The following is a 26,221-nucleotide window of genomic DNA, read 5'->3' on the forward strand; positions in this document are numbered from 1 at the left end:
GGCGCGGGGCGATGGGCTTCAATCTCTCTCTTTGGGCGGTCAAGCGTCAGACGCTCACTCTGGCGCTGATTCTGGCCGTGGCCATCGCCGGGGTCTTCTCCTATTTCCGCCTCGGCCGCGCCGAGGACCCGTCCTTCACCATCAAGGTCGCCAATCTCACCGCGATCTGGCCCGGCGTCACCGCGCTCGAGATGCGCGATCAGGTCGCCGACCGCCTGGAGAAGAAGCTGCAGGAGCTTCCCTATCTCGAGAAGATCGAGACCTATGTGAAGCCGAGCTTCCTCGCCATGCAGGTGACGTTCAAGGACACGACGCCGCCCGCGCAAGTGCCGATCCTCTTCTATCAATTGCGCAAGAAGCTCCACGACATTCAGCCGGAGCTGCCGCAGGGCGTGATCGGCCCCGACGTCAATGACGAATTCGGCGACGTCGACGCCGTGCTCTACGCCGTGCATGGCTCCGGCGCCGATTATCACCAGCTCGACCGCGTCGTGGAGATGTTCCGCCAGCGCCTGCTGGAGACGACGGACATCGTCAAGGTCAATGTCTATGGCGAGCAGGATCGCAAGATCTTCGTCGAGTTCAGCCAGGCCAAGCTCGCCAATCTCGGCGTGACGCCGCAGGCGCTGTTCGAATCGCTCGCCAAGCAGAATGCGGTGAACGCCTCCGGCGTCTTCGAGACGCCGGCCAATCGCGTGCCCTTGCGCGTCACCGGCGCGCTGAAGGGCGCGGAGGCCATCGCCGCGACGCCGGTGGAGGCGAGCGGCCATGTGTTTCGCCTGGGCGACGTCGCCGATGTCGTGTCCGGCTATGAGGACCCGCCGAATTTCCTCGCCCGTTACAAGGGCGAGCCGACCATCGTCGTCGGCGCGGTGATGGCGCGCGGCGGCAATGTCCTCACCCTCGGCAAGAATCTCGAGGCCACAATGGCCGAAGTTCGCGCCGAGACGCCGGTCGGCATAGAGATCACGCAGATCGCCGATCAGCCGACCGTCGTCTCTCATGCTGTCGGCGAGTTCACGCGCTCCTTCGTCGAGGCGCTGGTCATCGTCCTTTTCGTGAGCTTCGTCTCGCTCGGCTTTCGCACCGGAATCATCGTCGCCCTGTCGGCGCCGCTGGTGCTCGCCGTCGTCTTCGTGTTCATGAACGCCTTTGGCGTCGATCTTCAGCGCATCTCGCTCGGCGCGCTCATCATCGCGCTCGGCCTGCTGGTCGATGACGCCATCATCGCCGTCGAGATGATGACGGTGAAGATGGAGCAGGGCGAAGATCGCATCAGCGCGGCGACCTTCGCCTGGACGTCCACGGCCTTTCCCATGCTCACCGGCACTCTGGTGACGGTGGCGGGCTTCATGCCGGTCGGCTTTGCCGCCTCCTCCACCGGCGAATATACGGGCTCGCTGTTCTTTGTGCTGGCCGTGGCGCTCGTCGCCTCCTGGTTCGTCGCCGTGCTGTTCACGCCCTATCTCGGCGTGAAGCTGCTGCCGGATTTCTCGCGCCATGCGCATCACGATCCCGAGGCGATCTATTCGACTCCCTTCTATCTCGGCCTGCGCCGGCTCATCACCTGGGCGGTCGACAATCGCCTGCTCGTCGTTTGCGCGACGGGGGGGATTTTCGTCGCGGCGGTCCTCGGCTTCGGCCATGTGCAGAAGCAGTTCTTCCCCATTTCCGAGCGGCCGGAGCTGTTCTTCCAGCTGCGCATGCCGGAAGGCTCGTCCATATTCGCGACGGCCGCGGCGGTGGACGAGGCCGAGAAGCTGCTGAAGGGCGATGAGGACGCCGTCCATTACACGAGCTATATCGGCCGCGGCCCGCCGCGCTTCTGGCTCGGCCTCAGCCCGGCGCTGCCCAATGAGGCCTATGCGGAGATCGTCATCGTCGCCAAGGATCTCGAGGCGCGCGAGCGGTTGAAGGTCCGCCTGTCGAAGGCGCTGGAGGATGGCGCCGTCTCGCAGGCGCGCGCCCGCGTCGATCGCTTCAACTTCGGCCCGCCGGTAGGCTTTCCGGTGCAGTTTCGCGTCATCGGCCGCGATCCGGCGGAGGTGCGCGCCATCGCCTATCGCGTGCGCGATCTAATGCGCGAGGACAAGGCCGTCGTTGAGCCGCATCTGCAATGGAACGAGCAGACGCCAGCGGTGCGGCTCGTCATCGATCAGGACCGCGCGCGCGTCATGGGCCTCACGCCGCAAGAGGTGGCGAATCGGCTGCAGATGATGGTCTCCGGCGTGACGATCACCAGCCTGCGCGACGGCATAGACCGCGTCGATGTGGTCGCCCGCGCCACGCCTGGCGAGCGCGGCGATCTCGGGCGGCTCGACGACATCGTGATATTGACGCGCGCGGGGGCGCCCGTGCCCGTCTCGCAGATCGCCAAGATCGTCTATGAGCATGAGGAGCCGATCATCTGGCGGCGCAATCGCAACATGCTCGTCACGGTGCGCGCCGATGTGAAGGACGGCGTGCAGGCGCCGGACGTCACCAATCGCATATGGCCGCGCCTCGCCGAAATTCGCGAGCATCTGCCGCCGGGCTATCGGCTCGAGATCGGCGGCGCGATCGAGGAATCCGCCAAGGCCAATTCCTCCATCGCCGCCGTGGCGCCGGTCATGATTCTCGTCATGCTGGTGATCGTGATGTTCCAGCTGCAGGACTTCACGCGGCTCGGCCTCGTTATGATGAGCGCGCCGCTCGGCCTCATCGGCTCCTCGCTGGCGCTCAATCTCGCGGGCGCGCCTTTCGGCTTCGTCGCTCTGCTCGGCCTCATCGCGCTCTCCGGCATGGACATGCGCAACTCGATCATCCTGGTCGATCAGGTGCGTCAGGACCTCGAGAAGGGCGCCAATTATCGCGAGGCCATCATCGGCGCCACGGTGCGCCGCGCGCGGCCGGTGGCGCTCACCGCGATGGCCGCCATTCTCGGCATGATTCCGCTGACGCGCTCGCTGTTCTGGGGGCCGATGGCGCTCACCATAATGGGCGGCCTCTTCGTCGCGACCTTTCTGACGGTGCTGTTCCTGCCGGCGCTCTATGCGATGTGGTTCCGCCGCAAGCTCGGCGACACGCTGGTCGAGACGCAGCCGCCGCCGGCTGCCGCGCAATTCGCTTATTGCGAGCTGCCGAGGGTGGCGGAATGAGCGGGAGCCCCGCCCGCCGCGGCTGAAGCGGTTTGCCGAGCGCGGAAGGTAATATAGCCGCATTCCGGTTTGCCAGAATGCGGCTAACGATAGAGTGGAACCATTGAGCGAGCGCTCTGCGTCGAGCGCGCAATATTTCTTCGGAGCGGCATATGCGTAAATCATTGGCCGTGGCGGCCCTTTTGACCAATTTCCTCTGCGGCGCGACCGTCGTTCGCGCGGATGCGTCGCTGGAGGATGTCCGCGTCGCGCGACAAGTCGTCGACGCGCTCCATTTGAGCGATCAAATGGCGGCGATTCTGCCGCAGCTCGTCGACGCCGTGGGGCGCGGGCTCACCGCGCATTATCCCCAGCACGCCCAAGAGATTTCCGAGATCATGCCGCGACTGAAAGTCAAAGCGGCGGCGCGGATCGACGAATTCATGAGCCTCATGGCCACGGCCTTGGCCCCGAAACTGTCGTCGATGGAGCTGCGCGAGTTGCGGAGCTTCGCCACCGGACCGCGTGACGTCGCGGCGCGTAATGATTTCGCGCGCTCGCCGACAGGAATCAAATTTTTCTCCCTGCGCGAAGAGTTCAAGCGCGAAATGCGGGAGCGGGGAGAGCAATGGGGCGCGAAAATCGGACGCGAGGTCGATGAGGAGTTCAAGGCCGAGCTGAAGAGCCGCGGCGTCCATTTATAGAAACTGCTATCGCGCCGTCTTTGAAAATGAATTGCGCCGCTCCTTCGTTAAGAAGGGCGGCGCTGAAACCTCCAGAGAATATGCGGCTCGAGGGGAGCGATTCCCGCCCCCTCAGCCGCCGTTCTTCTTCTTGCTCTGATCGCTGGCGATGGGCGAGGCGTCGGTGAGGCCCTTGTCGATCTTCTCGAGGATCTTCGGCAGATCGTCCGGATCGGGGCTCATGTCGCGCGCGTGATTCCATTGGAAGCGCGCCTCGAGCTTGCGATTGACGCGCCAATAGGCGTCGCCGAGATGGTCGTTGATGACCGGATCGGAAGGCTTGAGATCGACCGCCTTCTCGAGCTCGCGCACCGCCTCGTCATAGCGGCCGAGGCGGTAATAGGCCCAGCCGAGACTGTCGACGACATAGCCGTCGCGCGCACGCAGATCGACGGCGCGGCGCAGCATTTTGAACGCCTCGTCGAGATTGACGCCCTGATCCACCCAAGAATAGCCGAGATAATTCAAAACCAGCGGCTGGTCCGGATAGAGCTCCAGCGCCTTTTTGAGATCGGCCTCGGCGGTCGGCCAGTTCTTGCGGCGCTCATTGGCGATGCCGCGATAATAATAGAGCAGCCACTGGCTCTTGTCCGTCTGCGGCTGCAGGTCCAGCACCTTGGTGTAGGTGGTGACCGAATCGGCGAAGAGCTTGCGCGAGCGCTGTATGTTGCCGAGCGCGGTCAGCGCCTCCTGATCCTTGGGATGCTCGACGATCACCGCCTGGAGGTGGTCGGTCGCCTCCTTGGTCTTGCCGAGCGTCTCCAGCAGCAGCGCCGCCTGCACATCGGCGTTGACGCGCAGCGGGTTTTCCTTCGGCACGCTGTCGTAGAGATCGATGGCGATCTCCTCCTGCTTCATGCGCTCATAGATGTCGGCGAGGGTGATCGTCGCCAGCGCATTGTCGGGCGCGAGGAAGAGCGAGAGGCGCAGATAGATCAGCGAGGCGAGCTCGTCGCCCTGGCGGCCGCCGATCGCGCCGAGGCCATAGAGCACCTCGGCCGCGCCGGCGTCTGCGTCGCGAACGAAGGGCGTGAGCGGCTTGCCCGTGTCGATGTCGGCGATCGCCGCGGTGACGATGGGATGACGCGGGGCGAGATCGTCGAAGGCGCGATAGACGCGGCGCGCCTCCTCGCGGCTGCCATGCGCGACGAGGAAGCGCGCATAGGCGTCGACGAGGCGCAGCGTATTGCGCTCGGAGCCATAGGCGGATTTGAAGCGCTTGGTCGCCTCGGCCTTGTCGCTGTTCTTCGCCGAATCGACGATGAGCGCGGCGTGATAGTCGCGGAAGACGGCGAAGGCGTCTTCCTTGAGCTTGTCGGCCGTGGCCAGCGCCTGCTTGGTCTCGCCGGCGCCCGCATAGGCCCAGGCGGTGAGCAGCGTGGAGGTGACGTCATGCTTGCGGTCGAGCCCGCCTTTGGCGAGGACGGCGCGGGCCTTGGCGAATTTCTTGGCCTTTATCGCCTCGACGCCGAGCGTCAGATTGGCGAGGCCATTGTTTTTGTCGAAGGTCGCGACGCGGGCGGCGAGGGCGAAGGCCTCCTGCATATTGCCATTGGCGAGAGCGGCGACGAAGGCGCGCTCGGTCAGCTCGCGATTGCGCGGATCATTGCGCAGCGCCTCGCGGAAAAATGTGGAGGCGGCCAGCGTGTCGCGTTCCGCTCCGGCGACGATGGCGGCGAGGTAATTTCCGGACGCGCTCTCGCCGACTTCGAAGGGCGTCGCGATGGAGAGAGACGATTCGCGGGCGTGAGCCGAGCCCTCGCCGACGAAGGAGATTTTGCCGGCGAAATCATCGACCCCGAGCGAAAGCGCGCAAAACGCCGCGGCGGCATAGGCCGCGCGGGTCGAGAAAGAGCGAACGCGGCGCCGTCCAGGCGCATCGGACGAGAAGAATCTGTTCACGTGCTGTTTCCCGCAATCGGCCGCAGCGGCGCGGCGCCGGCGCGCCCCGAAAGAGGCCGCCGAGCGCCACCATCATGCGGGAAGATGGCTGTTTTGAGCCGCCCCCGCAAGTGCGAAATATCCCAACGGGGGCAGCCGTCTTTTGTCGCGAAAGCGTCGCGTCAGCTTCGTCCGCGCACGGCGGCGACGATCTTCTGCGCAGCGTCGTCGAGATCGTCGGCAGGGATCACATCGAGGCCCGAGCTGGAAATAATTTCCTTGCCGAGATCGACATTGGTGCCCTCGAGGCGCACCACCAGCGGCACGGCGAGGCCGACTTCCTTCACCGCGGCGATGACGCCCTCGGCGATGACGTCGCAGCGCATGATGCCGCCGAAGATGTTGACGAGAATGCCCTTCACTTTGGGATCGGCGGTGATGATCTTGAAGGCGGCCGTCACCTTCTCCTTGGTGGCGCCGCCGCCGACGTCGAGGAAGTTGGCGGGGTTCTCGCCATAGAGCTTGATGATGTCCATCGTCGCCATCGCGAGGCCGGCGCCGTTCACCATGCAGCCGATGGTGCCGTCGAGCGCGATATAGGCGAGCTCATATTTGGAGGCCTCGATCTCCTTCTCGTCCTCCTCGGTCTTGTCGCGCAGCGCGACCACATCGGGATGACGATAGAGCGCGTTGTCGTCGAAGGAGATCTTCGCGTCGAGGCAGCGCAGGCGGCCGTCCTTGGTGACGATCAGCGGATTGATCTCGAGCAGCTCCATATCCTTGGCGACAAAGGCCGAGAACAGGCGCTCGGTGAGCGAGACCGCCTCCTTCACCAGCGGGCCGGTGAGGCCGAGCGCGTCGGCGACGCGGCGGCCGTGATGCGGCAGCACGCCGGTCGCCGGATCGACGGCGAAAGTCACGATCTTCTCGGGCGTCGCATGGGCGACGGCCTCGATATCCGTGCCGCCCTCGGTGGAGACGACGAAGGAGACGCGCGAGGTGGCGCGATCGATCAGCAGCGACAGGTAGAATTCCTTGTCGATATCGGCGCCGTCCTCGATATAGAGGCGGTTGACCTGCTTGCCGGCCTCGCCCGTCTGCACCGTGACCAGCGTCGAGCCCAGCATCTCTTTGGCGAAGGTCTCGACCTCGTCGAGCGAGCGGGCGAGGCGCACGCCGCCCTTCTCGCCGGCCGAAGCCTCCTTGAACTTGCCCTTGCCGCGGCCGCCGGCGTGGATCTGCGCCTTGACGACATAGACGGGGCCGGGCAGGCCGCTCGCGGCCTGGCGCGCCTCGTCGGCGGCGAGCGCCGGAGCGCCTTCGGCGACCGGGGCGCCGAACTCACGCAGGATGGCTTTGGCCTGATATTCGTGGATGTTCATTTCTCACCGATCCTGATTGCGACCTTACGTCGCGACAACGCGCCCCTCGCCGGGGGCGGAAACGGGGCTCAGCGCGCTCAGGCGAAGGCGGGGTCGAGCGCCTTGCTGGCGGCGATCAGCGTCTTCACCGAGCCGACGGATTTGTCGAACATCTGCTGCTCGGCGGCATCGAGCGAGATCTCGACGATGCGCTCCACGCCATTGGCGCCGATCACCACCGGCACGCCGACATAGACCCCGCTGACGCCATATTGGCCGTCGAGATAGGCGGCGCAGGGCAGCACGCGGCGTTTGTCCTTCAGATAGCTCTCCGCCATGGCGATGGCCGCGGAGGCCGGCGCGTAATAGGCGGAGCCGGTCTTCAGCAGGCCGACGATCTCGCCGCCGCCTTTGCGCGTGCGGTCGACGATGGCGTCGATCTTCGCCTGAGTGGTCCAGCCCATGGCGACGAGATCGGGCAGGGGAATTCCGGCGACGGTCGAGTAGCGCACGGAGGGAACCATATCGTCGCCATGGCCGCCGAGCACGAAGGCGCTCACATCCTCCACCGAGACGTTCAGCTCCTCGGCCAAAAAGAATCGGAAGCGCGCCGAATCGAGCACGCCCGCCATGCCGACGACCTTATTGGTCGGCAGGCCGCTCGCCTTCTGCAGCGCCCAGACCATGACGTCGAGCGGATTGGTGATGCAGATGACGAAAGCGTTCGGCGCATAGGCCTTGATGCCGGCGCCGACCTTGGAGACGACGCCGAGATTGATGGTGAGCAGATCGTCGCGGCTCATGCCCGGCTGGCGCGGCACGCCCGCCGTCACGATGACGACATCGGCGCCGGCGATGGCGGAATAATCGTCCGCGCCGGCGATGCGCGCGTCGAATCCCTCGACAGGCGCGGATTGGGAGAGGTCGAGCGCCTTGCCCTGAGGCACGCCGCTCGCGATGTCGAACAATACGACGTCGCCGAGCTCCTTGAGGCCGATGAGATGGGCCAGCGTCCCGCCGATATGGCCGGCGCCGATCAGGGCGATTTTCTTGCGCGCCATCTTTTCTCCTATGGGCGTGCCTGGAAATAAACTGCTAGCGCGCTTTTTCCCGTCTGAAAAGGCGAGAGTCGCTTCTAGCGAAGCTTCGCACGAAAATTGAGCAAGCGCGCGAGCCTGCGCCGCGCGGCTGTGGAAATAGGCTGTTCCGAACCCGCTCTCCTTCCGACGCCGCTCCGTGGGTCTAGAGCGCGTCCACGCCGCCGAGCGAGAGAATGAGCTTCCATTCCTCCTCCGAGACGGGCTGCACCGATAGGCGAGAATTATTGACCAGCACCATTTCGGAAAGGCGCGGATCGGACTTGATCTCGGCGAGCGTCACCGGCCTCGCGAATGGCGCGACGGCCTTTATGTCGACCATGCCGAATTTGCCGCTCTCATCCGTATGGTCGGGATAATAGGTCTTGATGACTTCCACCACGCCGACGACGGCCTTGTCCTCGTTGGAATGGTAGAAGAATCCATGCTCGCCGATCTGCATCGCCATCAGCTGCTTCTTGGCGAGATGGTTGCGCACGCCGTTCCAGAATGTGCCCTTCGCGCCGGCCGCGACCTGCTGGTCCCAGGACCATGTTTTGGGCTCGCTCTTGAACAGCCAATGCGCCATCAGAGCTCGGCTCCCACCACGCGCTTCCAAGGCTTGACCTCGACGCTCGCGAACAGCCCGGCCTCGGCGTAAGGGTCCTCGGCGAGCAGAGCCTGCGCCGCGGCGACATCCGCCGCCTCGACGATCAGCAGCGAGCCGACCGGTTTCTCGGCCGAATCGAGAAACGGCCCGCCGAGCTTCACCTGCGCCGCATTGGCGGCGAGGAAGGCGAGATGCGCCTCGCGGGTGGCGAGCCGAAGCTCGACATGGTTCGGCTTGTCCAGGCAGAGAGCGACGAAGAGCGGCAAAGCGGCCTCGTGAAAAGGGGGTAGCGACGGCGGGGCGGTGATTAGCAGATCATGGCGCCGCGGTCGACAGAATTGGACGTGGGAAGCAGGGAATGCGTCGGCGTCAACGCCTTCCGCTCGGAGGGACGATAACGCGCCCGGGGTCGGATGAGCGACGTCGCATTTCGCCTCGAACGTGACGTGACGTCGCATGTCTCATTTCTCAGAGCGTGCAGCGTCAGTCGTTCGGGCAGGCTCGGATACGTTCAGGGGCGCCTATAGTTTAGTGCAGGAAACAGTTCATCCAATCGATGCGCCCTCAATCGATGCGCCCACCTTGCCCCTGCCGCCGTTCTCGCCTATAAGCCGCGCCATCCCACAGGCGAAAGTCTTACGGTTCCTGCTACAAGGCGCCGTTCCGGTGGCCGGTTCTCCGGCTTCTCCATGCTTTCGCCGAGGCTAGAACCGGAGAAAATACAATGGCGATTCCTGATTTCACGATGCGCGGCCTGCTCGAGTCCGGCGCTCATTTCGGCCACCAGTCGCATCGCTGGAACCCGAAGATGGCTCCCTATATCTTCGGCGCGCGCAACAACATCCACATCATCGACCTCGCCCAGACGGTGCCGCTGCTGCATCAGGCGCTGAAGGTCGTCTCCGACACTGTGGCGCGCGGCGGTCGCGTGCTCTTCGTCGGCACCAAGCGTCAGGCGCAGGATCAGATCGCCGACGCCGCCAAGCGCAGCGCGCAATATTTCATCAATTCCCGCTGGCTGGGCGGCACGCTCACCAATTGGAAGACCATCTCCGGCTCCATCCAGCGCCTGCGCAAGCTCGACGAGCAGCTCGGCGCCGGCTCCGCGGGCGTCACCAAGAAAGAGCGTCTGCTGCTCACCCGCGAGCGCGACAAGCTCGAGAAGGCGCTGGGCGGCATCAAGGACATGGGCGGCACGCCCGATCTGATCTTCGTGATCGACACCAATAAGGAGCAGCTGGCGATCAAGGAGGCCAACCGCCTGAAGATCCCGGTGGTGGCGATCCTCGACACCAATTGCGATCCAGACGGCATCACCTTCCCGATCCCCGGCAATGACGACGCTGGCCGCGCCATTGCGCTCTATTGCGATCTCATCGCCCGTGCGGCGATCGACGGCATCTCGCGCAGCCAGGGTCTTTCGGGTCTCGATATCGGCGCCATGGAGTCGCCGACGGCGGAGCCGGCGCTCGGCCGCGTCCACACGGATCTGCGCTCGGCCGATGAAGTCGCCGCCGATGCTGCGACCGCCGAGGTCGAGATCGCGCTCGAGCCCTTCGAGCTGCTCGCCGCTCCGCGCGGCGCTCCGGACGATCTCGCCAAGCTGCATGGCGTCGGTCCGCAGCTGGTCAAGAAGCTCAACGATGGCGGCATCTTCCATTATTGGCAGATCGCGGCCATGGCGCCGGCCGACGTCGAGAAGCTCGATCTGGACCTCAAGCTCAACGGCCGCATCGCCCGCGACGGCTGGGTCGATCAGGCGCGCTCGCTGGCTTCGGCCTGATTTCGCGCCAGAGCGCTTTCCGATCGAACGGAATCGTTCGATTGATCAGAATTCGCTCCCAAATAGAGAAATGAGAGCGTCATCCGATCCCGAGTGGATCGGATGACGCTCTAGCGTCACATTCACGAAAGATTATCGCGCCGGCTCCCAAAGGGGCCGGCGTTAGCTCTAGCTAGAGGTGTCTAACCCCATGGCCCAGATCACCGCCGCTCTCGTCAAGGAACTGCGTGAGAGCACGGGCGCCGGCATGATGGATTGCAAGGCCGCCCTCAACGAGACCAATGGCGACATCGAGGCGGCCGTCGATTGGCTGCGCAAGAAGGGCCTCTCCAAGGCCGCCAAGAAGTCCGGCCGCGTGGCCGCCGAGGGTCTCGTCGCTGCGATCGTCGAGGACGGCGTCGGCGTCGTCGTCGAGGTGAATTCCGAGACCGACTTCGTCGCCCGCAACGACGACTTCCAGAAGCTCGTCAATAATATCGCGCGAGTCGCGCTGGAGACCGGCGCCACGAGCGCCGAGGAGCTCGCCGGCAAGCCCTATCCGGGCGGCGGCGTCGTCTCCGAGGCGATCACCACCGGCATCGCCACCATCGGCGAGAATCTGACGCTGCGTCGCGTCGCGCCGCTGAAGGTGGAGGGCGCGGTCAATCGCTACGTCCACACGCAGATCGCCGACGGCCTCGGCAAGATCGCGGTGATCGTGGCGCTCGAGTCCAAGGGCGACAAGGAAGTCCTGTCGACGCTCGCGCGTCAGATCGCCATGCATGTCGCCTCGGCCAATCCGCTGGCGCTCGACGCCTCCGGCCTCGACCAGGCGACGGTGGAGCGCGAGAAGGCGCTGCTCGCCGAGAAGAACGCGGGCAAGCCGGCCAATGTGCTGGAGAAGATCATCGATTCGGGCCTCAAGACCTATTACAAAGAGGTCCTGCTGCTCGATCAGGTCTCGAACCACCCGGATCACGGCGGCAAGACCATCACCCAGACGCTCAAGGAGCATGAGGGCAAGGCTGGTGCGCCTATCGCGATCAAGGGCTTCGCCCGCTATGCGCTCGGCGAGGGCATAGAGAAAGAGACCAGCGATTTCGCCGCGGAAGTGGCGGCGGCCGCCAAGGGCTGATCGCATCTGTCAAATCCCCGGTCGCTGCGGCGGCCGGGAGCCGGTCTCCGGCGCAACTGGTCTTCCAAAAGAAAAAGGCGAAGCGGACCGAGGGTCGCTTCGCCTTTTTTGCTTTTATGCCTGCCGTCCGACGTCCGCATGGCCCCTGAGAGAGGCCATGCGGCGTTCCGACTAGAACAGGTTGAAGTGGTAGTTGATGCCGGCGCGGACCGTGTGGAACTTGGCGCGCTGCGGGCCGATGGCGAAGCCGCCATTGTTGGTGAGGTCGGTGTAGAGATATTCGACCTTGGCCGACCAGTTCGGCAGGAAGGCGTATTCCACGCCGCCGCCGGCGGTCCAGCCGGTACGGGTGTCGCTGCCGAACGGCGTGTTCAGCTCGCCATAGGCGAAGCCGCCCGTGCCATAGACGAAGAGCTTCGACTCGAGCAGGGCGAAGCCGGCGCGGCCGCGCACAGTGCCGAACCAGGGCAGGCTGGCGTTGCCGAAGCCATTGTTGGAGCGCAGGCTCGTGCCCTGGAAGTCGGTCTCGAGGCCGACCACGAAGAGCGGCGAGATCTGGTAGTTGTAGCCGATCTGGCCGCCACCCACGACGCCGCTGACGTCGCCGCCGAAGCTGTTGTCCGCCTTGAAGCCGCCGCCGACATTGAGGCCGACATAGGCGCCCGTCCAGGAGAAGACCGGCGGCGGCGGCGCGAAGGCCGGCGCATCCTTGCGATAGGGCAGGTCGGCGGCGTGAGCGGCGCCGACGGAGAGAGCGGCGGCGACCGCGATAGCCGAAAGGCTGTTCTTGATATGCATGGAAACCTCCGAAGAGCACGAAAAAAGGACGCCCAGCCGCCGCCTCGGCTAGAACGTGACCATAGGCCGAAATTCGTCGAGTCGGCCTGATTTGTCAACCACTGTTGATATCTTCGGCGAGAACCCCGTCGAGCGCGTCGGACGTCTGGTCCGGTCGAGCCCCGCCGGAGGCTTCACCATGCGGTGGACGAGCGTGACCTTGGCCTGCGAAAGGTTCACATTTCCCTAATAGGTAAAATACCGCGAAATTTTGACGAGAAGTCGGCCGGTCGCTGGAATGCCGATTGACGGCGCGTCGCGCGCGATCGATTGTAAATACATATCGGGAGAAGGATTCTCGATGCGGCCGGATAAATCGGAGAAGCGTTCGGGGGAGGCGACGCGGCGGCGTATTCTCGCCGCGGCGATCGCGCGTTTCGCGCACGCCTCCTTCGAGGAGGTGAGGCTGCGCGACATTGCCGCAGATGTCGGCGTCGATGTGGCCCTGGTGCATCGCTCTTTCGGCTCAAAGGAGCAACTGTTCGCCGCCGCCGTCGTCGAGGCGTGCCCGGCGACTCTCCTATCGGCGGATCGCAGCCGGCTCGGCGCGGTGTTCGCGAGCTTCGCGCTCGAATCGCAGCAGCACGACGGGCTGCAGATCTTCATTCGCTCGCTGACGAGCCCGCTGGCGCGCGATCTCATTCGCGCCTGCTGCTATCGGGATTTCATCGGGCCGCTGGCCGCCAAGCTCGATGGGCAGGCGGCGCAGCAGCGGGCGGCGCTGTTCGTCTCCTGCCTCATCGGCTTCTCCATCATGCGGGAGGTGCTGCGGGTCGAACCGCTGCTCGCCGACGCCGACAGCGGGCCGATGATCCAGCGCCTGCTCGCCGCCTGTCTCGACGAGATCGGACCGCTCGTCGCGAGCGATCAAAACTCCTCCCAATCGTCCTGAGCCGGCTGCGGCTTACGCGCCGCGCCGCCGCCGCGTTCGGCGGAGACCGTCTTCAGCGCCGCCCGCGGCGCGTTGGCGTGCGTGCGGGAGCCGTGCTTGTCGCCGAGCTCGAAGCTCGCCACAGAGCGCGTCAGCGCCTCCGTCTCCTTGCGCAGGCTGTGGCTGGCGGCGGTGGTCTCCTCCACCATTGCGGCGTTCTTCTGCGTGTTCTGATCCATCTGGGTGACGGCGGTGTTGACCTCGGCGAGGCCCGTGGCCTGCTCGCGGGCGCCCGCGGCGATGTCGGCGACCACCTTGTCGATCTCCGCCACCTGGGCGACGATGGTGTCGAGCGCCTTGCCCGTCGCGCCGACGAGCTCGACGCCCTGATCCACCTCTACCGTGGAGGTGGAGATGAGGCCCTTGATCTCCTTGGCCGCCTCGGCGGAGCGCTGCGCCAGCGCGCGCACTTCCGAGGCCACCACCGCAAAGCCCTTGCCGGCTTCGCCCGCGCGCGCCGCCTCGACTCCGGCGTTGAGCGCCAGGAGATTGGTCTGGAAGGCGATCTCGTCGATGACGCCGATGATCTGGCCGATCTGCTGCGAGGAGCGCTCGATGCGGCCCATGGCGTCCACCGCCCGGCGGACGATCTCGCCGCTCTTCTCGGCCTCCATCTTGGTGGAGCCGACGATATTGCTGGCGTGAACGGCGCCCTCGGCGCTCTTCTTCACCGTGGTGGTGATCTCTTCCAGCGCGGCGGCCGTCTCTTCCAGGCTCGCGGCCTGCTGCTCGGTGCGGCGGGCGAGATCGTCGGCGGCGACGGCGATCTGGCTGGAGCCGGAATCGATGGCTCGCGCGCCGCCGGCGACGAGGCCGAGCGCGGCTTCCAGCTGGCTCATGGCCGCGTTGAAATCATTCTGCAGCCGGCGATAGGTCTCTGGCATGGCGTCGGAGAGCCGATAGACGAGATTTTTGGAGGCGAGCTTCTCGAGACCGTCGCCGATCGCCTGCAGCGCCGCCTCGCGCTCTCTTTCGACCACGGCCTGCTCGGCTTTGCGCCGCGAATCGGCCTCCTCGCTGCGACGGCGCTCCTCGGCGGCGCGGGCCTCGGCGGCGCGCAGCTCCTGCGCATTGCGCTTGAACGTGTCCAGCGCGCGCGCCATCGCGCCGACCTCGTCGCCGCGCTCCACGCCCGCCACGACGGCGCCGAGATCGCCCTTGGCGATATCGCCCATCTGCCCGGTGAGGCGCGCGATCGGCGCGCCGATCTTGCGGCCGGAAACATACAGCGACGCCGCGCAGCCGATGAGAACGGCGAGGGCGCCGACGCCGATCATCGTCCAGATCGTCTGCGCGGTCTGGCGGCGCAGCTCCTCGCCGACGCGCTTGTCCTCCGCCTCGGCGGCCCTATAGATGGAACGCATCTCATCGACGATGGCGCGGATTTCCTCATCGGCGCCGCGCAGCAGCGACACGCATTTGGCGAGCTGCTCCAGCTCATGCGGCTTCAGGCGCGCGCCGAGCTCGAGCGCCGGCAGCTCCTGAGCGATTGCGATCGCGGGCTTCGCCTGCTCGAAGACCTTGGCGAAGCGGTCGCGATAACCTTTGATCTGCGCCGCATGTGCGGGATCGAGCTGCATCGCCTCGCCGAGCAGCGTGTCGACGCGCGGGCCGATAGAGGCGGCCTCCTGCGTGGCGGCGCGCGAGATAGGCGTATCCGCGTCATAAGCGATCATCTGATGTACCGAGAGGCCGAAATCGGTGATGGCGCGATTGGATCGCAGCAGCTTCACCACGGCGGCGTAGGAATGCTCGGTCAGATCTTCGTAGCGTCGTCCGAGTTCGCTCATGCGATGGACGCCCAGCCCGGTGACGCCGATGAAGAGCAGGCAGGTCAAAGCGAGTGGAAGAAGGCTCTTGGTGGTGAGCTTCAAATTGTCGAACCGCATCGAGAAAGCTTCCTTATGATCGACGGCGAGCCGGCGCAGTTGTCGCGGGAGTGGCGCTCGCGGGAATACGGTGGAGCCTAAGCAGCAAAAGGTTTCTGAAAAATCTATGTTTTCCTCTTTCGCATGCGCCGGTGCGGCCGGCGCGCAGCAGCCTCGGCGCCAAAAAAGAGAGGCCGCCGGGGCGTCCCCGGCGGCCTCTCGGATCGTCGAAAAGCGAGCGTCCGGTCAGAACTCCGTCCAATCCTCCTGCGCCGGGAGGGGCTGCGGCTTGCGGACCGCGCCGCCGCCGTCGGCGGAGACCGTCCTCAGCGCCGGGCGCCGCGCCTGCGGGCGCTCTGCGAGCCGGAAGCTCGCCACCGAGCGCGTCAGCCCCTCGGTCTCCTTGCGCAGGCTGTGGCTGGCGGCGGTGGTCTCCTCCACCATTGCGGCGTTCTTCTGCGTGTTCTGATCCATCTGGGTGACGGCGGTGTTGACCTCGGCGAGGCCGGTGGCCTGCTCGCGCGCGCCGGCGGCGATGTCGGCGACGACGCGATCGATCTCCGCCACCTGGGTGACGATCTTCTCCAGCGCGCGGCCGGTCGCGCCGACCAGCTCGACGCCTTGGTCCACCTCGATCGTCGAGGTCGAGATGAGGCTCTTGATCTCGCGCGCGGCCTCGGCGGAACGCTGCGCCAGAGCGCGCACTTCCGAGGCGACCACGGCGAAGCCCTTGCCGGCCTCGCCCGCGCGCGCCGCCTCGACGCCGGCGTTGAGCGCCAGAAGATTGGTCTGGAAGGCGATCTCGTCGATGACGCCGATGATCTGGCCGATCTCCTGAGAGGATTTCTCGATCCGCCCCATGGCGTCGACGGCGCGGCGGACGATCGCGCCGCTCTTCTCCGCCTCGGTCTTGGTGGAGCCGACGATGCCGCTCGCATTGACGGCGCCCTCGGCGCTCTTCTTCACCGTGGTGGTGATCTCCTCCAGCGCGGCGGCAGTCTCCTCGAGGCTGGCGGCCTGCTGCTCGGTGCGACGGGCGAGATCGTCGGCGGCGACGGCGATCTGATCGACGCCGGAGCCGATCGCCTCCGCGCCGCCCGCCACCACGCCCAGCGCCGCCTCCAGCTGGCCGATGGCCGCGTTGAAATCGTTCTGCAGGCTGCGATAGGCGGCGGGCATGTCCTCCGAGAGGCGATAGACGAGATCCTTGGCGGCGAGCTTCTCGAGGCCTCTGCCGATCGCCTTCAGTGCCGCCTCGCGTTCCTTCTCGGCGGCCGCCTGCTCGGCCCGGCGCTCTGCGTCGGCCGCCTCGCTGCGCCGCTTCTCCTCGGCCGCGCGGGCCTCCGCCGCCCGCAGCTCCTGGGCGTTGCGCTTGAATGTGTCGAGCGCCTCGGCCATTGCCCCCACCTCGTCGCGCCGCGCGACGCCTTCCACGACGATGTCGAGATTGCCGCGGGCGATGGCGCTCATCTGTCCGGTGAGCCGCGCGATGGGCGCGCCGATCTTGCGGCTCGAGACATAGAGCGTGGCGGAGCCGCCGCCGAGCAGGGCCAGCGCGCCGACGATGAGCATGGTCCAGATCGTATGCTCGGTCTGGCGGCGCAGCTCGTCGCCGACATGCTGATTGTCCTCGAGCACCGAGTCGTTGAACTTCTTCATATCCTCGGTGAGCTTTTCCAGCTGCATGTCGACATTGCGCAGAATCGCCAGGCATTTGGCGAGCGCGTCGAGCTCGTGCGGCTGCAGGCGAGAGCCGACCTCGAGGCCCGGAACGTCCCGCGCGATGCGAACGGCGGGCTTGGCGTCCTCGATGATCTTGTCGATTCGCGCACGGAAGGTCTTGATCGCCGGGGCGCGGGCCGGATCGAGCTGCGCCGCCGCGTCGAGAAGCGCATTGACGCGCTCGCTGGCGGTCTCGAAATTCTTCTCGGCGAGCTTGAACAATTCCGTGTCGGATTCATAGGCGACCATCGAATGAACGGCATAGCCCACTTCGAAAGCGGTGCGATTCGTTCGCAGCAGCCGCACCAGGGCGGCGTCCGAATGGTCGGTCAGATATTGGTAGCGGTGGCCGAGATCCTGGATTCGATAGACGCCGAGCGCCGTCACGCCGAGGAACAGCAGGCAGGTCAGGGCGAGCGGCAGCAGGCTTTTGGTGGTGAGCTTGAAATCGTCGAATCGCATGGAGCCGGGGTCCTTCGAGACGGAGATCGGGATGCGCGCCGTCGTCCGGCGAGCGCATTCGCTCCGCGGTGAGATGGGGACAGTCGCCGACGCGCTCGGAATCTCCGGCGGGCCTCATGCCTCGGGTCGGTCGAACAATATCCAGCCTAGACCCGGAAAAGTTTCAGAAATCTCTATGTTTTTGACAATACAGATGATTTTTGTATTTGAGCGACGAGACGGGGCGTCTGCTGCGGCGTCGCGTCACCCCTCGGCGCGGCGTTCCGGCGCGGCCCACAGCTCCTCCGCATAGCCGCGTCTGATCCAGCTGCGGAAGCGATAGCGGCGGGAAAAGCCGTAATCGGGCAGCAGCGCGCCCACCACCGATTGCCGGCCGGAGGAGCCGACCACGCGATTGGCCTCCTGATTGACGCTCAGCAGCAGCGGCGCCCAGCGGCCGATGCGGGCGAAATAGCTTCGGCAGACGGCGTCGCCCATCTCGGGAAAGGAATCGCAATTGACGACGATGTCGCTCTCGATGAGCGCTTCGTCGTCGATCTCCGGCGCGAGGACGAGATCGACGCCCTCGCCGCGGGACGGCTCGCGCGGATGGCGGAACTGCACGCTCGCTTCGGGCAGGCCGCGCCGCAACGCGAAGAATTGCATGGCGGCGACCGTCGGCAGATCGACGATGGTGTAATGGCGCGCGCCGGCGAGCAGCGCATAGCGCGCCGCCTTGCCGAAGCCGCCGCCGATCTCGCAAATTCTGGGACGCGCGAGGCCGCTCGCCTCTATCGCGCGCAGAGCGAGATAGAGCGCCTGAATGTCGCGCCCATGCAGCACATTGCCGTCCATGGCGAGGCCATAGAGCCCGTCGAAGACGGCGGGCGGCGCGATGGGAAAGCCGAGCGCCGCCTCGATCTCGGCGACCAGCTCGCGCGAGGAGGCGACCAGCGTCTCGCCCACATAATCCTGCTCGGCGCATTCCACCCGCGCGAGGCCGATATATTGCGCGAGCGAGGCCAGCATGTCGTGGAAGGGCGCGACCGCGGCCCGGCGGCCCTCCGGCGAGGCGGCGAGAAAGTCCCGATAGGCCTGCACGCCCTGCTCGAGCCCGGTGGCGGCGGAGGATTTCTGCACATCGACGAGGCATTGCGCCAGCGCGCGAGGATCGCCGCCGTCGAGAAGCGCGAGCAGCGGCTGATGGCGATTCGAGACGATATCGGTCCACATGGCGCCGCCGCCGCCCAAGCGCCGCGCGCCGCGGCCGCTGGCGTGCTGCGCCCAGGCGCTCTGCAGCTCGGCGGCGATCTCTATGTCGCGCTCGTCGACCGGCCGCAGCGACAGCGTGGGCTCGAGCCGCGGCAGGCCGCGCCGCGTGGAATTGAGCAGCTCGGCCGCAAGGCTGCGCCGGCCCGCATTCTCCAGCAGCCAGAAATCCTCGCCGCGCACGCGGGCGGCCAGAGTCTCCTCGGGATAATCGCCGTTCGGCAGATCGAAATCGAAGCCGTAGCGTCCGTCGCCGAAGCCGGCGCGCGCCAAATCCTCGCGCGGCCGATCGGCGCGCGCGACGCCGATCACGGCGCCGGCGGAGCAGATCTCGACATCGAATCGATCGCGCGGCCGCAGACGGTCATAGACCCAGCCGGACACGCGGCCGCCGCTCGCGAGATCGACATAGCCCGAGAATTCCCGCAAGCGCTTGCGCGTGAAGAACATCGGCCGTGCTCCTATGGCGCGCGCGGGCGCTGCGTGTCACTTGCGCGCAAAAATCGAAAGCCCGGAGGAGTGGCCGCCCTCCGCCTCTCGTATGTTCGTAAAACCGGCTTCATGCAATGCGGCGATCAGATCGTCGCGGCGGAGCAAAGACGCCTCTCCACGCTGCGCGACTTGCGTGTGAATATACAGCGCGTCGGCGTGGCGCGCGAGAAGCGCTATGGCCGCGAGCGGATCGGCGAAACGGCGCAGCGCGTCGCAGGCGACGACGAGATCATAGCGCTTGTCCGTATCGCGCAGAAACGCCTCCATATCGCCGAGCCAGAAGCGCGTTCGCGAGAGGCGCATCACCTCTTTGGCGACGAGGCAGCGGATGAATGCGGCTCGGCTCGGCTCGATCGCCTCGACGCGCGCGCCGGCGGATTCGAGAAGGAAGCTGTGGCCGGCCTCGCCGGGCGAAAGCTCGAGCACCTTGCGGCCCTCGAGCGAGCCGAAGCAATCGATCGCCCATCGAATGCGCGCATCGTCGAAGGCTTCGATCCGACCGGCGGAGACGCCGCATGTCGGCGGAAAAGCGCAGCTCCATCCGCCGATCACATCGATGGCGTTCTGCAGGCGCGGAACGCTCGACACATAGGAGTCGAAAACCTCCGCCGGAGGACGCGACACTCCTCGTTTCGGCAGCATGTCTCGCAGCTTCCTCAGCATCGATACGATCATCCCTCGGCGATGAGCAGAAATGCTTTCGAATCGCATCGAAAACACGACTGATTTTTCTGTTTAAAGACATCTATTCCATGCGCGCCGGGAGCGCGCACGGGCGCCCGCGACGCGGCGCGACGGATTACGCTGTCGCGACGCTTTTGGCAATCGGCGGGCGTTACACGCGGAAATGACGGCCCGGCGGCAGGCTGCTGAGCAGTTGCAATCGCGGCGCCGCATTGTCGCGACTGTACCAGGGGTTGAATGCGGGATCGACATAATTGACGAGATCGTATTTTTTGCGCAGCGTGTCCTGCTCGCGGCGAAAGCGCGCGATATTGGCGTTCGTCTCGTCGCTGCCGCGGCTCGCCGATTCATGATGATAGAGCGTTGCGAAAGGCGTCCATACGACGCGAAATCCGGCGCGGCCGGCGCGCATGCAATAATCCGTGTCATTATAGGCGATGGCGAAATTCTCTTCGTCCAGTTCGCCGACCGTCTCGAGGCAGGCGCGTGTGATCAGCATGCAGGCGCCCGTCACCGCCGCCATGGATTGGCGGACATCGAGCCGGCCCATGGGGCCGGGATAATCGCCGGGCATGCCGCAGAACCAATGTCCCGCCACCGAGCCGAGGCCCATGATGACCCCCGCATGCTGCAATGTTCCATTCGGATAGAGCAGCCGCGCGCCGACAATTCCCGTCGACGGATAGGCGAGGCAGGAGACCATCTCCTTCAGCCAGCCGGCGTCCATGACCTCTATGTCGTTATTGAGCAGCAGCACGCAATCGCCGCGCGCCGCCCGCAGGCCGCGATTGACCTGCCGTGAGAAGTTGAATTTCTCCTCGACGATGTCGACAGAGAAGAAAGAATGCGCCGCCTTCGTCTGCTCATAGAGATCGAGAACGCGCTCGTCCTTCGTGCCATTGTCGACGACGAGTATCTCCATGCGCGGATAATCGGTCCGCAAGGTGAGATCGTCGAAGAGGCGGGAGACGAGCGCGAAGGAATCGCGGCTCGGCACGATGATGGAGACGAGCGGCCAGGCGTCGTCCTTCGGCGAAAAGCGAACGCGATGCAGATCGGCGTTGCGCGCCGGCTCCACCACCGCCTGGACGCCGTCGAGGGCGTAGCTCTCCGCCAGCGAGCGGCGCGCGCTCGTCGTGGCGCGATCGAGAAAGCTCACCGAATAGCTCTTTCCGTCTCGGCGCCAGAGGTAGGCGGGGTAGGGGAGATGGACGATCTCCTCCGTCGCGAGGCCGCGCGTGTAGCGCAGCAGCAGATCATAATCCTGCGAGCCTTCGTAGCCCTGGCGCAGGCCGCCGAGCGCCTGCAGCCGCTCGCGGCGATAGAGCGAGAGATGATTGACGTAATTGACGCCGGAGAGCAGCGCCGGATCGAAGGCGGGCTTCAGCGAGTAATGCTTGGGTTGCAGCTTGGCGTCGGCGACGATCTCGTCGGTGAAGACGAATTGCGCGCCGGGCGTGCGCTCGATCGTCTCCAGCAGCGCATCGACGGCGAAAGGCGCGAGCGCATCGTCGTGATCGATGAAGCCGACCCAATCGCCGCGCGCCGCGGCGAGGCCGCTATTGGTGGCGACGGCGATCCCGCCATTCTGCGCCGCGCGCAGAACCGTCACATGCGGCGTGTCGCGATGGCGCTCGAGCCAGTCGATCGTCTCGCGCGACGTCGAGCCGTCGTCCGAGAGGATCAGCTCATAGGCGCCGGCCCTTTGAATCCGAAAGGAGTCGAGCAGCTGATCGAGATAGAGCGCGGGCGCGTCATAGACCGGCGTTACAAAGGAGAATGCCGGCCGCTCGCCCGCCCATGCCGGCGCGCCGGCGTAGCGGGCGTTGGCCATGGCGATCACCTGCTCGAAATGCGGAGTCGCGCCGCGCACCTTGGCGACGCGCGCGCCGACGTCGGAAAGCTCCGGCGCGCCCGGCCGCGCTATGGTCTCGCAGAGCGGCGCCGCGCGCTCGCCCCGCGCGGCCTCGCGCAGCCTGCCGCCGACGAAGGCGCGCACGGATTTTTCATCATAGGCGATGAAGGCGCGAAAACGAAACCGTGAAGGGTAGGAGGAGGGATCGAAACGGACATGATGCACGCGGCCGAAGCTGCGCAGCGCGATCACATAGAGGCCGTCGCGCGTGTGCTTGAGCTCGATCTCGTCATCCGGCTCGAAGCCCTTGCCGAAATCGATATAGATGCGCGGGTCGAGCGTCTGATCGGCGTCGGCGACCTCGAGAATGATATAGGCGGCGCGCAAAAAGCCCGTGACGAAGACGAAGAGCGGGTCCGCATCCGTGGCCTGCCAGCTCTCCCAGCCGAGCCGGCGAAGGCCGGATCGACGCACAGAAGGAATTCTCAGCAACAAGACCGTGCTTTCCCGAATATGAGTCGCGGACCGGGGTTCCGCGCTCGCGTCATATAGTCGAGCCGCGGCGCCTTGGCCATAGCTCGGCGCCTGGCGCGCGTGATGCGGCCGTGGCGGAAAAGTGGCGAAATTAGGCCTTTGCGCCCGCGTGGACGCGGCGCTCGCGCTGGGCTATAAGGGCGCGGTTCGCGTCAATGGCGGTTCCCTGGCGAAGCCTGCTCGAAGAGAAGATGATCCAACTCTTAGACGTCTTCAAATTCTATAAGACCGAGCGACACTCGAAGGTCATATTGGATCATGTGTCGATGGTTTTCGACACGAGCTATTCCTATGGTCTGCTCGGCGTCAACGGCGCCGGCAAGACGACGACCCTCAAGGTCATCGCAGGCACCGAGCTGCCGAATTCCGGCAAGGTGCGACGCACGGTGCGCGTGTCCTGGCCGCTCGGCTTCGGCGGCGGCTTTCATCCGGCGATGACCGGCCGCGAGAATGTGCATTTCGTGGCGCGAATCTACGGCGCCGATCCGCGCAAGGCGGCGATGTTCGTCGAGGAGTTCTCCGAACTCGGCGATTATTTCGACGCGCCGGTGAAGACCTATTCGTCCGGCATGGGCGCGCGTCTGGCCTTCGGCATGTCCATGTCCATCGACTTCGACGTCTATCTCATCGACGAGATCACCGGCGTCGGCGACATGCGATTTCAGAAGCGATGCCAGGAGGCGTTCGACCAGCGGCGCAAGAATTCGAGCGTCATCTTCGTCTCGCATTCGATGCAGGCCGTGGCCGATTATTGCGACCGCGGCGGCGTGCTCGTCGACGGCCGCCTCTTCATGTTCGACACGGTCGCCAAAGCGATCGAAATGTACAATCGAATGAACCGATAGAGGCGAGGATGGACCAACCTCCGAAGTCTCCCGATCTTCGCACGGTCAATGCGCTGGAGCGCGCCGAGGCCGTTCAGCGCTTCCTGGCCGAAGCCGCGCGGCGCGCGCGATTTTCGGCGCGGGCGCGCGGCGCCTATCAGAAATCCAGCTTCGCCGAGCGTCGCGGCGCAAAGGCGATGCGCATCGCCTTTCTCGTCCTCGCGATCGCCATGGTGGCGATCCCCAATGTCGTGGGCGGGCTCTATTACGGGCTGCTCGCTTCGGACCAATATGTCGCCGAGGCGAAATTCACCGTGAGCAGCGCGGCCATTCCTAAGCTCGACGGGCTCGGCTCCGTGACCGGCCTGCCGCAGATGATGATCTTTCAAGATTCGATGATCATCATCGAATATATCGAGAGCCGGACGCTGGTCGAGCAGCTCGAGCGCCAGGTGAATCTGCGCGAGCTCTATGGCTCGGATCGCGTCGATTGGTGGGCGCGCTTCAAAAAGTCGAAGCCGATCGAGAATTTCACCGAGTACTGGAAGAAGATGGCCACGGCGACGATCAGCTTCCCCTCCGGAATCGTCACGCTGACTGTCCGCGCCTTCTCGCCGGCCGACGCCAAGACGATCGCCGACAAGGTGATCGCCGACTGCGAGACTCTGGTCAATGATCTCAATGAGCGGATGCGTCAGGACACTGTGCGGGCCTCCGAGCAGGATGTCGAGCGCGCCGCCGAGCGGCTGAAGGTCGCGCGCGTGAATTTGGAGCGCGCGCGCAATACGGAAGGGCTGATCGACGTTCGCCAGACGAGCAAATCGCAGAGCGAAGTGCTCTCCGCCGTCCAGATCGAGCTGCTGAAATATCAGCAGGAATATCTCACCCAGTCGCGCTACGTCGATGAGAGCGCGCCGCAAATTCGTCATCTGAAGCGACAGATCGAATCGCTCGAGAAGCAGGTCGCGAGCCTGAAGGCGGAGATCACCACGCGCGAGCAGCAGGGGATCGACGCGCTGGCGAGCAAGACGCTCTCCGGCAAGATGACGACCTTCGCCAATCTCGACCTAGAGCATAAGATCGCCGAGACGAGCTATCAGATCGCGACCGCCTCGCTCGACGGCGCGCGGCTGTTCAGCGATCGCAAGCTGCTCTATCTCCATCAGATCGAGGCGCCTGCTCTGCCGGAGGACGCGCGCTATCCGCGGCGCTGGCTCTATACGGGCCTGCTGCTCGCCATTTCGCTCACCCTTTATGGCTTGGTCGTCGGACTCATCGCCTTCGTGCGCAACCATATGGCCTGAGCGCGCGTCAGCGCTCGCCCGCCACTTGCGTCAGATAGGCGCCATACTGGCTCTTGGCGAATTTCTGCGCGGCGGCGCGTAGCGTGTCGGCGTCGATCCAGCCTTGGCGAAAGGCGATCTCCTCGAGGCAAGCGATGCGCTGGCCCTGTCGCAGCTCGATCGCGCGCACATATTCCGCCGCCTCCAGCAGCGAGGCCGGCGTGCCCGTGTCGAGCCAGGCGAAGCCGCGACCCAGGCGCTCCACATTCAGCTCGCCGCGCTGCAGATAGATATTGTTGAGATCGGTGATCTCCAATTCGCCGCGCGGCGAAGGTCGCAGCTCCGCCGCATATTGCGGCGCGCGCTCGTCGTAGAAATAAAGGCCCGTGACCGCCCAATTGGATTTCGGCGCTTTCGGCTTTTCCTCGAGCGACAATGCGCGGCCCTGCGCGTCGAAATCGACGACGCCGTAACGTTCCGGATCGGCGACGTGATAGGCGAAGACGGTGGCGCCGCGGCGCGATTGCTTCGCCTTGGTCAGCGACTCCGTGAGGCCGTGGCCGTAGAAAATATTGTCGCCCAGCACCAGCACGGAGCTTCGCCCTTCGACGAAGCTCGCGCCGATGACATAGGCTTGCGCCAGTCCATCCGGGCGCGGCTGCGCGGCATAGGTGAAGGCGACGCCCCATTGCGCGCCGGAACCGAGCAGGCGCTTGAACGCCGCTTCGTCATCGGGCGTCGTGATGACGAGTATCTCGCGCACGCCGGCGAGCATCAGCGCGCTCAGCGGATAATAGATCATCGGCTTGTCATAGACCGGCAGCAATTGCTTGGAGACGGCGAGCGTCGCCGGATGAAGCCGCGTGCCGCTGCCGCCCGCGAGAATGATTCCGCGCATGTCATGCTCCTCCATCTGTGGGGCCGGCGAGCAGCCTGTCGACGCAGGCCGCGAGCGATGGGCGCCAGTCGGGCAGAGCGACGCCGTAGATTTGCGAAAGCTTCGCATTGTCGAGACGCGAATTGGCCGGGCGCCGCGCCGGCGTCGGATAATCCGCCGTCGTGATGCGGCGAACGCGCACTGGCCTGCGACCATGCTCCGCAGCGCGCGCGAAGATCGCTTCGGCGACATCGGCCCAGCAGGCTTCGCCCGCGCCGGTCATGTGAAAGACGCCGCGCAGCTGCGGCGCGCCGTCCTCGCAAAGGCGCTTCGCAATGCCCAATGTCGCCTCGGCTATATCGAGCGCGCTCGTCGGATTGCCGAGTTGATCGGCGACCACGCCGACCTCCGCGCGCGTCTCTCCGAGCCGCAACATTGTGCGCACGAAATTCGCGCCGAATGGGCTGTAGACCCAGGCCGTGCGCAGCATAGCGGCGTTTGGGCAGAGCGCCGCGACGCGCCTCTCGCCCTCGAGCTTGGAGCGGCCATAGGCGCCGAGCGGCGCCGTGGGATCATCCTCACGATAGGGGCGCGCAGCGGAGCCGTCGAACGCATAATCGGTCGAGAAATGGATGAGCGGAACGCCGAGCGCCGCCGCAGCCTCGGCGACATGGCCGGCGCCTTCGCCATTGACGCGCATGGCGAGCGCTTCTTCCTGCTCCGCCTTGTCGACTGCCGTATAGGCGGCGGCGTTGACGATCACATCGCAGCGCGCATCGTTCAGCGCCGCGCGCACGCTATCGCGATCCGTCAAATCGAGCTGCGGCCGTCCGAGCGCGATGACTTGTGTTTCTTCGAGAGCGCGCTCACGCAGAGCGGTGACGATCTGGCCCTGCGTTCCAGTGACGGCGATGCGCATG

General features: G+C 65.5%; 20 protein-coding genes. 7 read left to right on the plus strand and 13 right to left on the minus strand.

Annotated features, from left to right (window positions below):
- Positions 1-11: 11 nt before the first annotated feature.
- Positions 12-3,137: an efflux RND transporter permease subunit gene (locus METLW3_RS0105500; protein WP_024878967.1), complete on the plus strand. Its 3,126-nt coding sequence runs from the start codon at positions 12-14 to the stop codon at positions 3,135-3,137.
- Between the two features lie 152 nt (positions 3,138-3,289).
- Positions 3,290-3,820 (plus strand): hypothetical protein, encoded by a 531-nt coding sequence (locus METLW3_RS0105505; protein ID WP_024878968.1) that lies wholly within the window; start codon positions 3,290-3,292, stop codon positions 3,818-3,820.
- 111 nt (positions 3,821-3,931) lie between these two features.
- Here the strand turns inward: METLW3_RS0105505 and METLW3_RS0105510 are convergent, their stop codons facing one another.
- The 5 genes from METLW3_RS0105510 to METLW3_RS0105530 form a co-directional block, all read right to left on the minus strand.
- Complete coding sequence (locus METLW3_RS0105510) at positions 3,932-5,761, minus strand: tetratricopeptide repeat protein (protein ID WP_024878969.1); 1,830 nt, start codon at positions 5,759-5,761, stop codon at positions 3,932-3,934.
- Between the two features lie 161 nt (positions 5,762-5,922).
- Entirely contained in the window at positions 5,923-7,122 is a 1,200-nt protein-coding gene (sucC, locus tag METLW3_RS0105515) for an ADP-forming succinate--CoA ligase subunit beta (RefSeq protein WP_024878970.1), read from the minus strand.
- Between the two features lie 77 nt (positions 7,123-7,199).
- Positions 7,200-8,162 carry a malate dehydrogenase gene (gene mdh / locus METLW3_RS0105520; RefSeq protein WP_024878971.1) on the minus strand — a complete coding sequence of 321 codons (963 nt, stop codon included), beginning with the start codon at positions 8,160-8,162 and terminating at the stop codon, positions 7,200-7,202.
- A 181-nt stretch (positions 8,163-8,343) separates the two neighbouring features.
- Positions 8,344-8,766 (minus strand): EVE domain-containing protein, encoded by a 423-nt coding sequence (locus METLW3_RS0105525; RefSeq protein WP_024878972.1) that lies wholly within the window; start codon positions 8,764-8,766, stop codon positions 8,344-8,346.
- Entirely contained in the window at positions 8,766-9,053 is a 288-nt protein-coding gene (locus METLW3_RS0105530) for a YciI family protein (protein ID WP_024878973.1), read from the minus strand. Before METLW3_RS0105530 ends, METLW3_RS0105525 begins: the two co-directional genes overlap by 1 nt.
- A 458-nt stretch (positions 9,054-9,511) precedes the next feature.
- On the opposite strand from METLW3_RS0105530, the gene METLW3_RS0105535 reads away from it, so the two are divergent.
- Positions 9,512-10,570, plus strand: a complete 1,059-nt coding sequence (locus METLW3_RS0105535; protein ID WP_026597939.1) for a 30S ribosomal protein S2 — start codon at positions 9,512-9,514, stop codon at positions 10,568-10,570.
- Between the two features lie 190 nt (positions 10,571-10,760).
- Entirely contained in the window at positions 10,761-11,684 is a 924-nt protein-coding gene (tsf, locus tag METLW3_RS0105545; protein ID WP_024878975.1) for a translation elongation factor Ts, read from the plus strand.
- 171 nt (positions 11,685-11,855) lie between these two features.
- Here the strand turns inward: tsf and METLW3_RS0105550 are convergent, their stop codons facing one another.
- Positions 11,856-12,482, minus strand: coding sequence for an outer membrane protein (locus tag METLW3_RS0105550; protein ID WP_024878976.1), 627 nt, complete (start codon positions 12,480-12,482; stop codon positions 11,856-11,858).
- A 340-nt stretch (positions 12,483-12,822) separates the two neighbouring features.
- On the opposite strand from METLW3_RS0105550, the gene METLW3_RS0105555 reads away from it, so the two are divergent.
- Positions 12,823-13,413, plus strand: coding sequence for a TetR/AcrR family transcriptional regulator (locus METLW3_RS0105555; protein ID WP_024878977.1), 591 nt, complete (start codon positions 12,823-12,825; stop codon positions 13,411-13,413).
- On the opposite strand, the gene METLW3_RS0105560 is transcribed toward METLW3_RS0105555, so the two are convergent.
- The 5 genes from METLW3_RS0105560 to METLW3_RS0105580 all read right to left on the minus strand — a co-directional run bounded on the left by METLW3_RS0105560 (position 13,389) and on the right by METLW3_RS0105580 (position 22,257).
- Entirely contained in the window at positions 13,389-15,341 is a 1,953-nt protein-coding gene (locus METLW3_RS0105560) for a methyl-accepting chemotaxis protein (RefSeq protein ID WP_024878978.1), read from the minus strand. The genes METLW3_RS0105555 and METLW3_RS0105560 overlap by 25 nt on opposite strands.
- 225 nt (positions 15,342-15,566) lie before the next feature.
- Positions 15,567-17,504, minus strand: coding sequence for a methyl-accepting chemotaxis protein (locus tag METLW3_RS0105565; RefSeq protein WP_024878979.1), 1,938 nt, complete (start codon positions 17,502-17,504; stop codon positions 15,567-15,569).
- A gap of 243 nt (positions 17,505-17,747) precedes the next feature.
- Positions 17,748-19,202: a hypothetical protein gene (locus METLW3_RS0105570; RefSeq protein ID WP_024878980.1), complete on the minus strand. Its 1,455-nt coding sequence runs from the start codon at positions 19,200-19,202 to the stop codon at positions 17,748-17,750.
- 36 nt (positions 19,203-19,238) lie between these two features.
- The gene (locus METLW3_RS26755) at positions 19,239-19,886 is read right to left on the minus strand and encodes a class I SAM-dependent methyltransferase (RefSeq protein ID WP_157516523.1); all 648 of its coding nucleotides are present in this window, start codon (positions 19,884-19,886) and stop codon (positions 19,239-19,241) included.
- Between the two features lie 193 nt (positions 19,887-20,079).
- Positions 20,080-22,257, minus strand: a complete 2,178-nt coding sequence (locus METLW3_RS0105580) for a glycosyltransferase (RefSeq protein ID WP_245267232.1) — start codon at positions 22,255-22,257, stop codon at positions 20,080-20,082.
- Between the two features lie 251 nt (positions 22,258-22,508).
- Between METLW3_RS0105580 and METLW3_RS0105585 the strand changes: the two genes are divergently transcribed.
- Both METLW3_RS0105585 and METLW3_RS0105590 read left to right on the plus strand, forming a co-directional pair.
- Positions 22,509-23,162: an ABC transporter ATP-binding protein gene (locus tag METLW3_RS0105585; RefSeq protein ID WP_024878983.1), complete on the plus strand. Its 654-nt coding sequence runs from the start codon at positions 22,509-22,511 to the stop codon at positions 23,160-23,162.
- Between the two features lie 8 nt (positions 23,163-23,170).
- Positions 23,171-24,445 carry an LPS biosynthesis protein gene (locus METLW3_RS0105590; RefSeq protein ID WP_024878984.1) on the plus strand — a complete coding sequence of 425 codons (1,275 nt, stop codon included), beginning with the start codon at positions 23,171-23,173 and terminating at the stop codon, positions 24,443-24,445.
- Positions 24,446-24,452: 7 nt separating this feature from the next.
- On the opposite strand, the gene rfbA is transcribed toward METLW3_RS0105590, so the two are convergent.
- Positions 24,453-25,322, minus strand: coding sequence for a glucose-1-phosphate thymidylyltransferase RfbA (gene rfbA / locus METLW3_RS0105595; protein WP_024878985.1), 870 nt, complete (start codon positions 25,320-25,322; stop codon positions 24,453-24,455).
- Position 25,323: 1 nt separating this feature from the next.
- A complete protein-coding gene (gene rfbD / locus METLW3_RS0105600; protein WP_024878986.1) occupies positions 25,324-26,220 on the minus strand; it encodes a dTDP-4-dehydrorhamnose reductase in 897 nt (298 codons plus the stop codon).
- Between the last annotated feature and the right edge of the window lies 1 nt (position 26,221).

Source organism: Methylosinus sp. LW3 (assembly GCF_000527115.1).
Lineage (GTDB): Bacteria > Pseudomonadota > Alphaproteobacteria > Rhizobiales > Beijerinckiaceae > Methylosinus.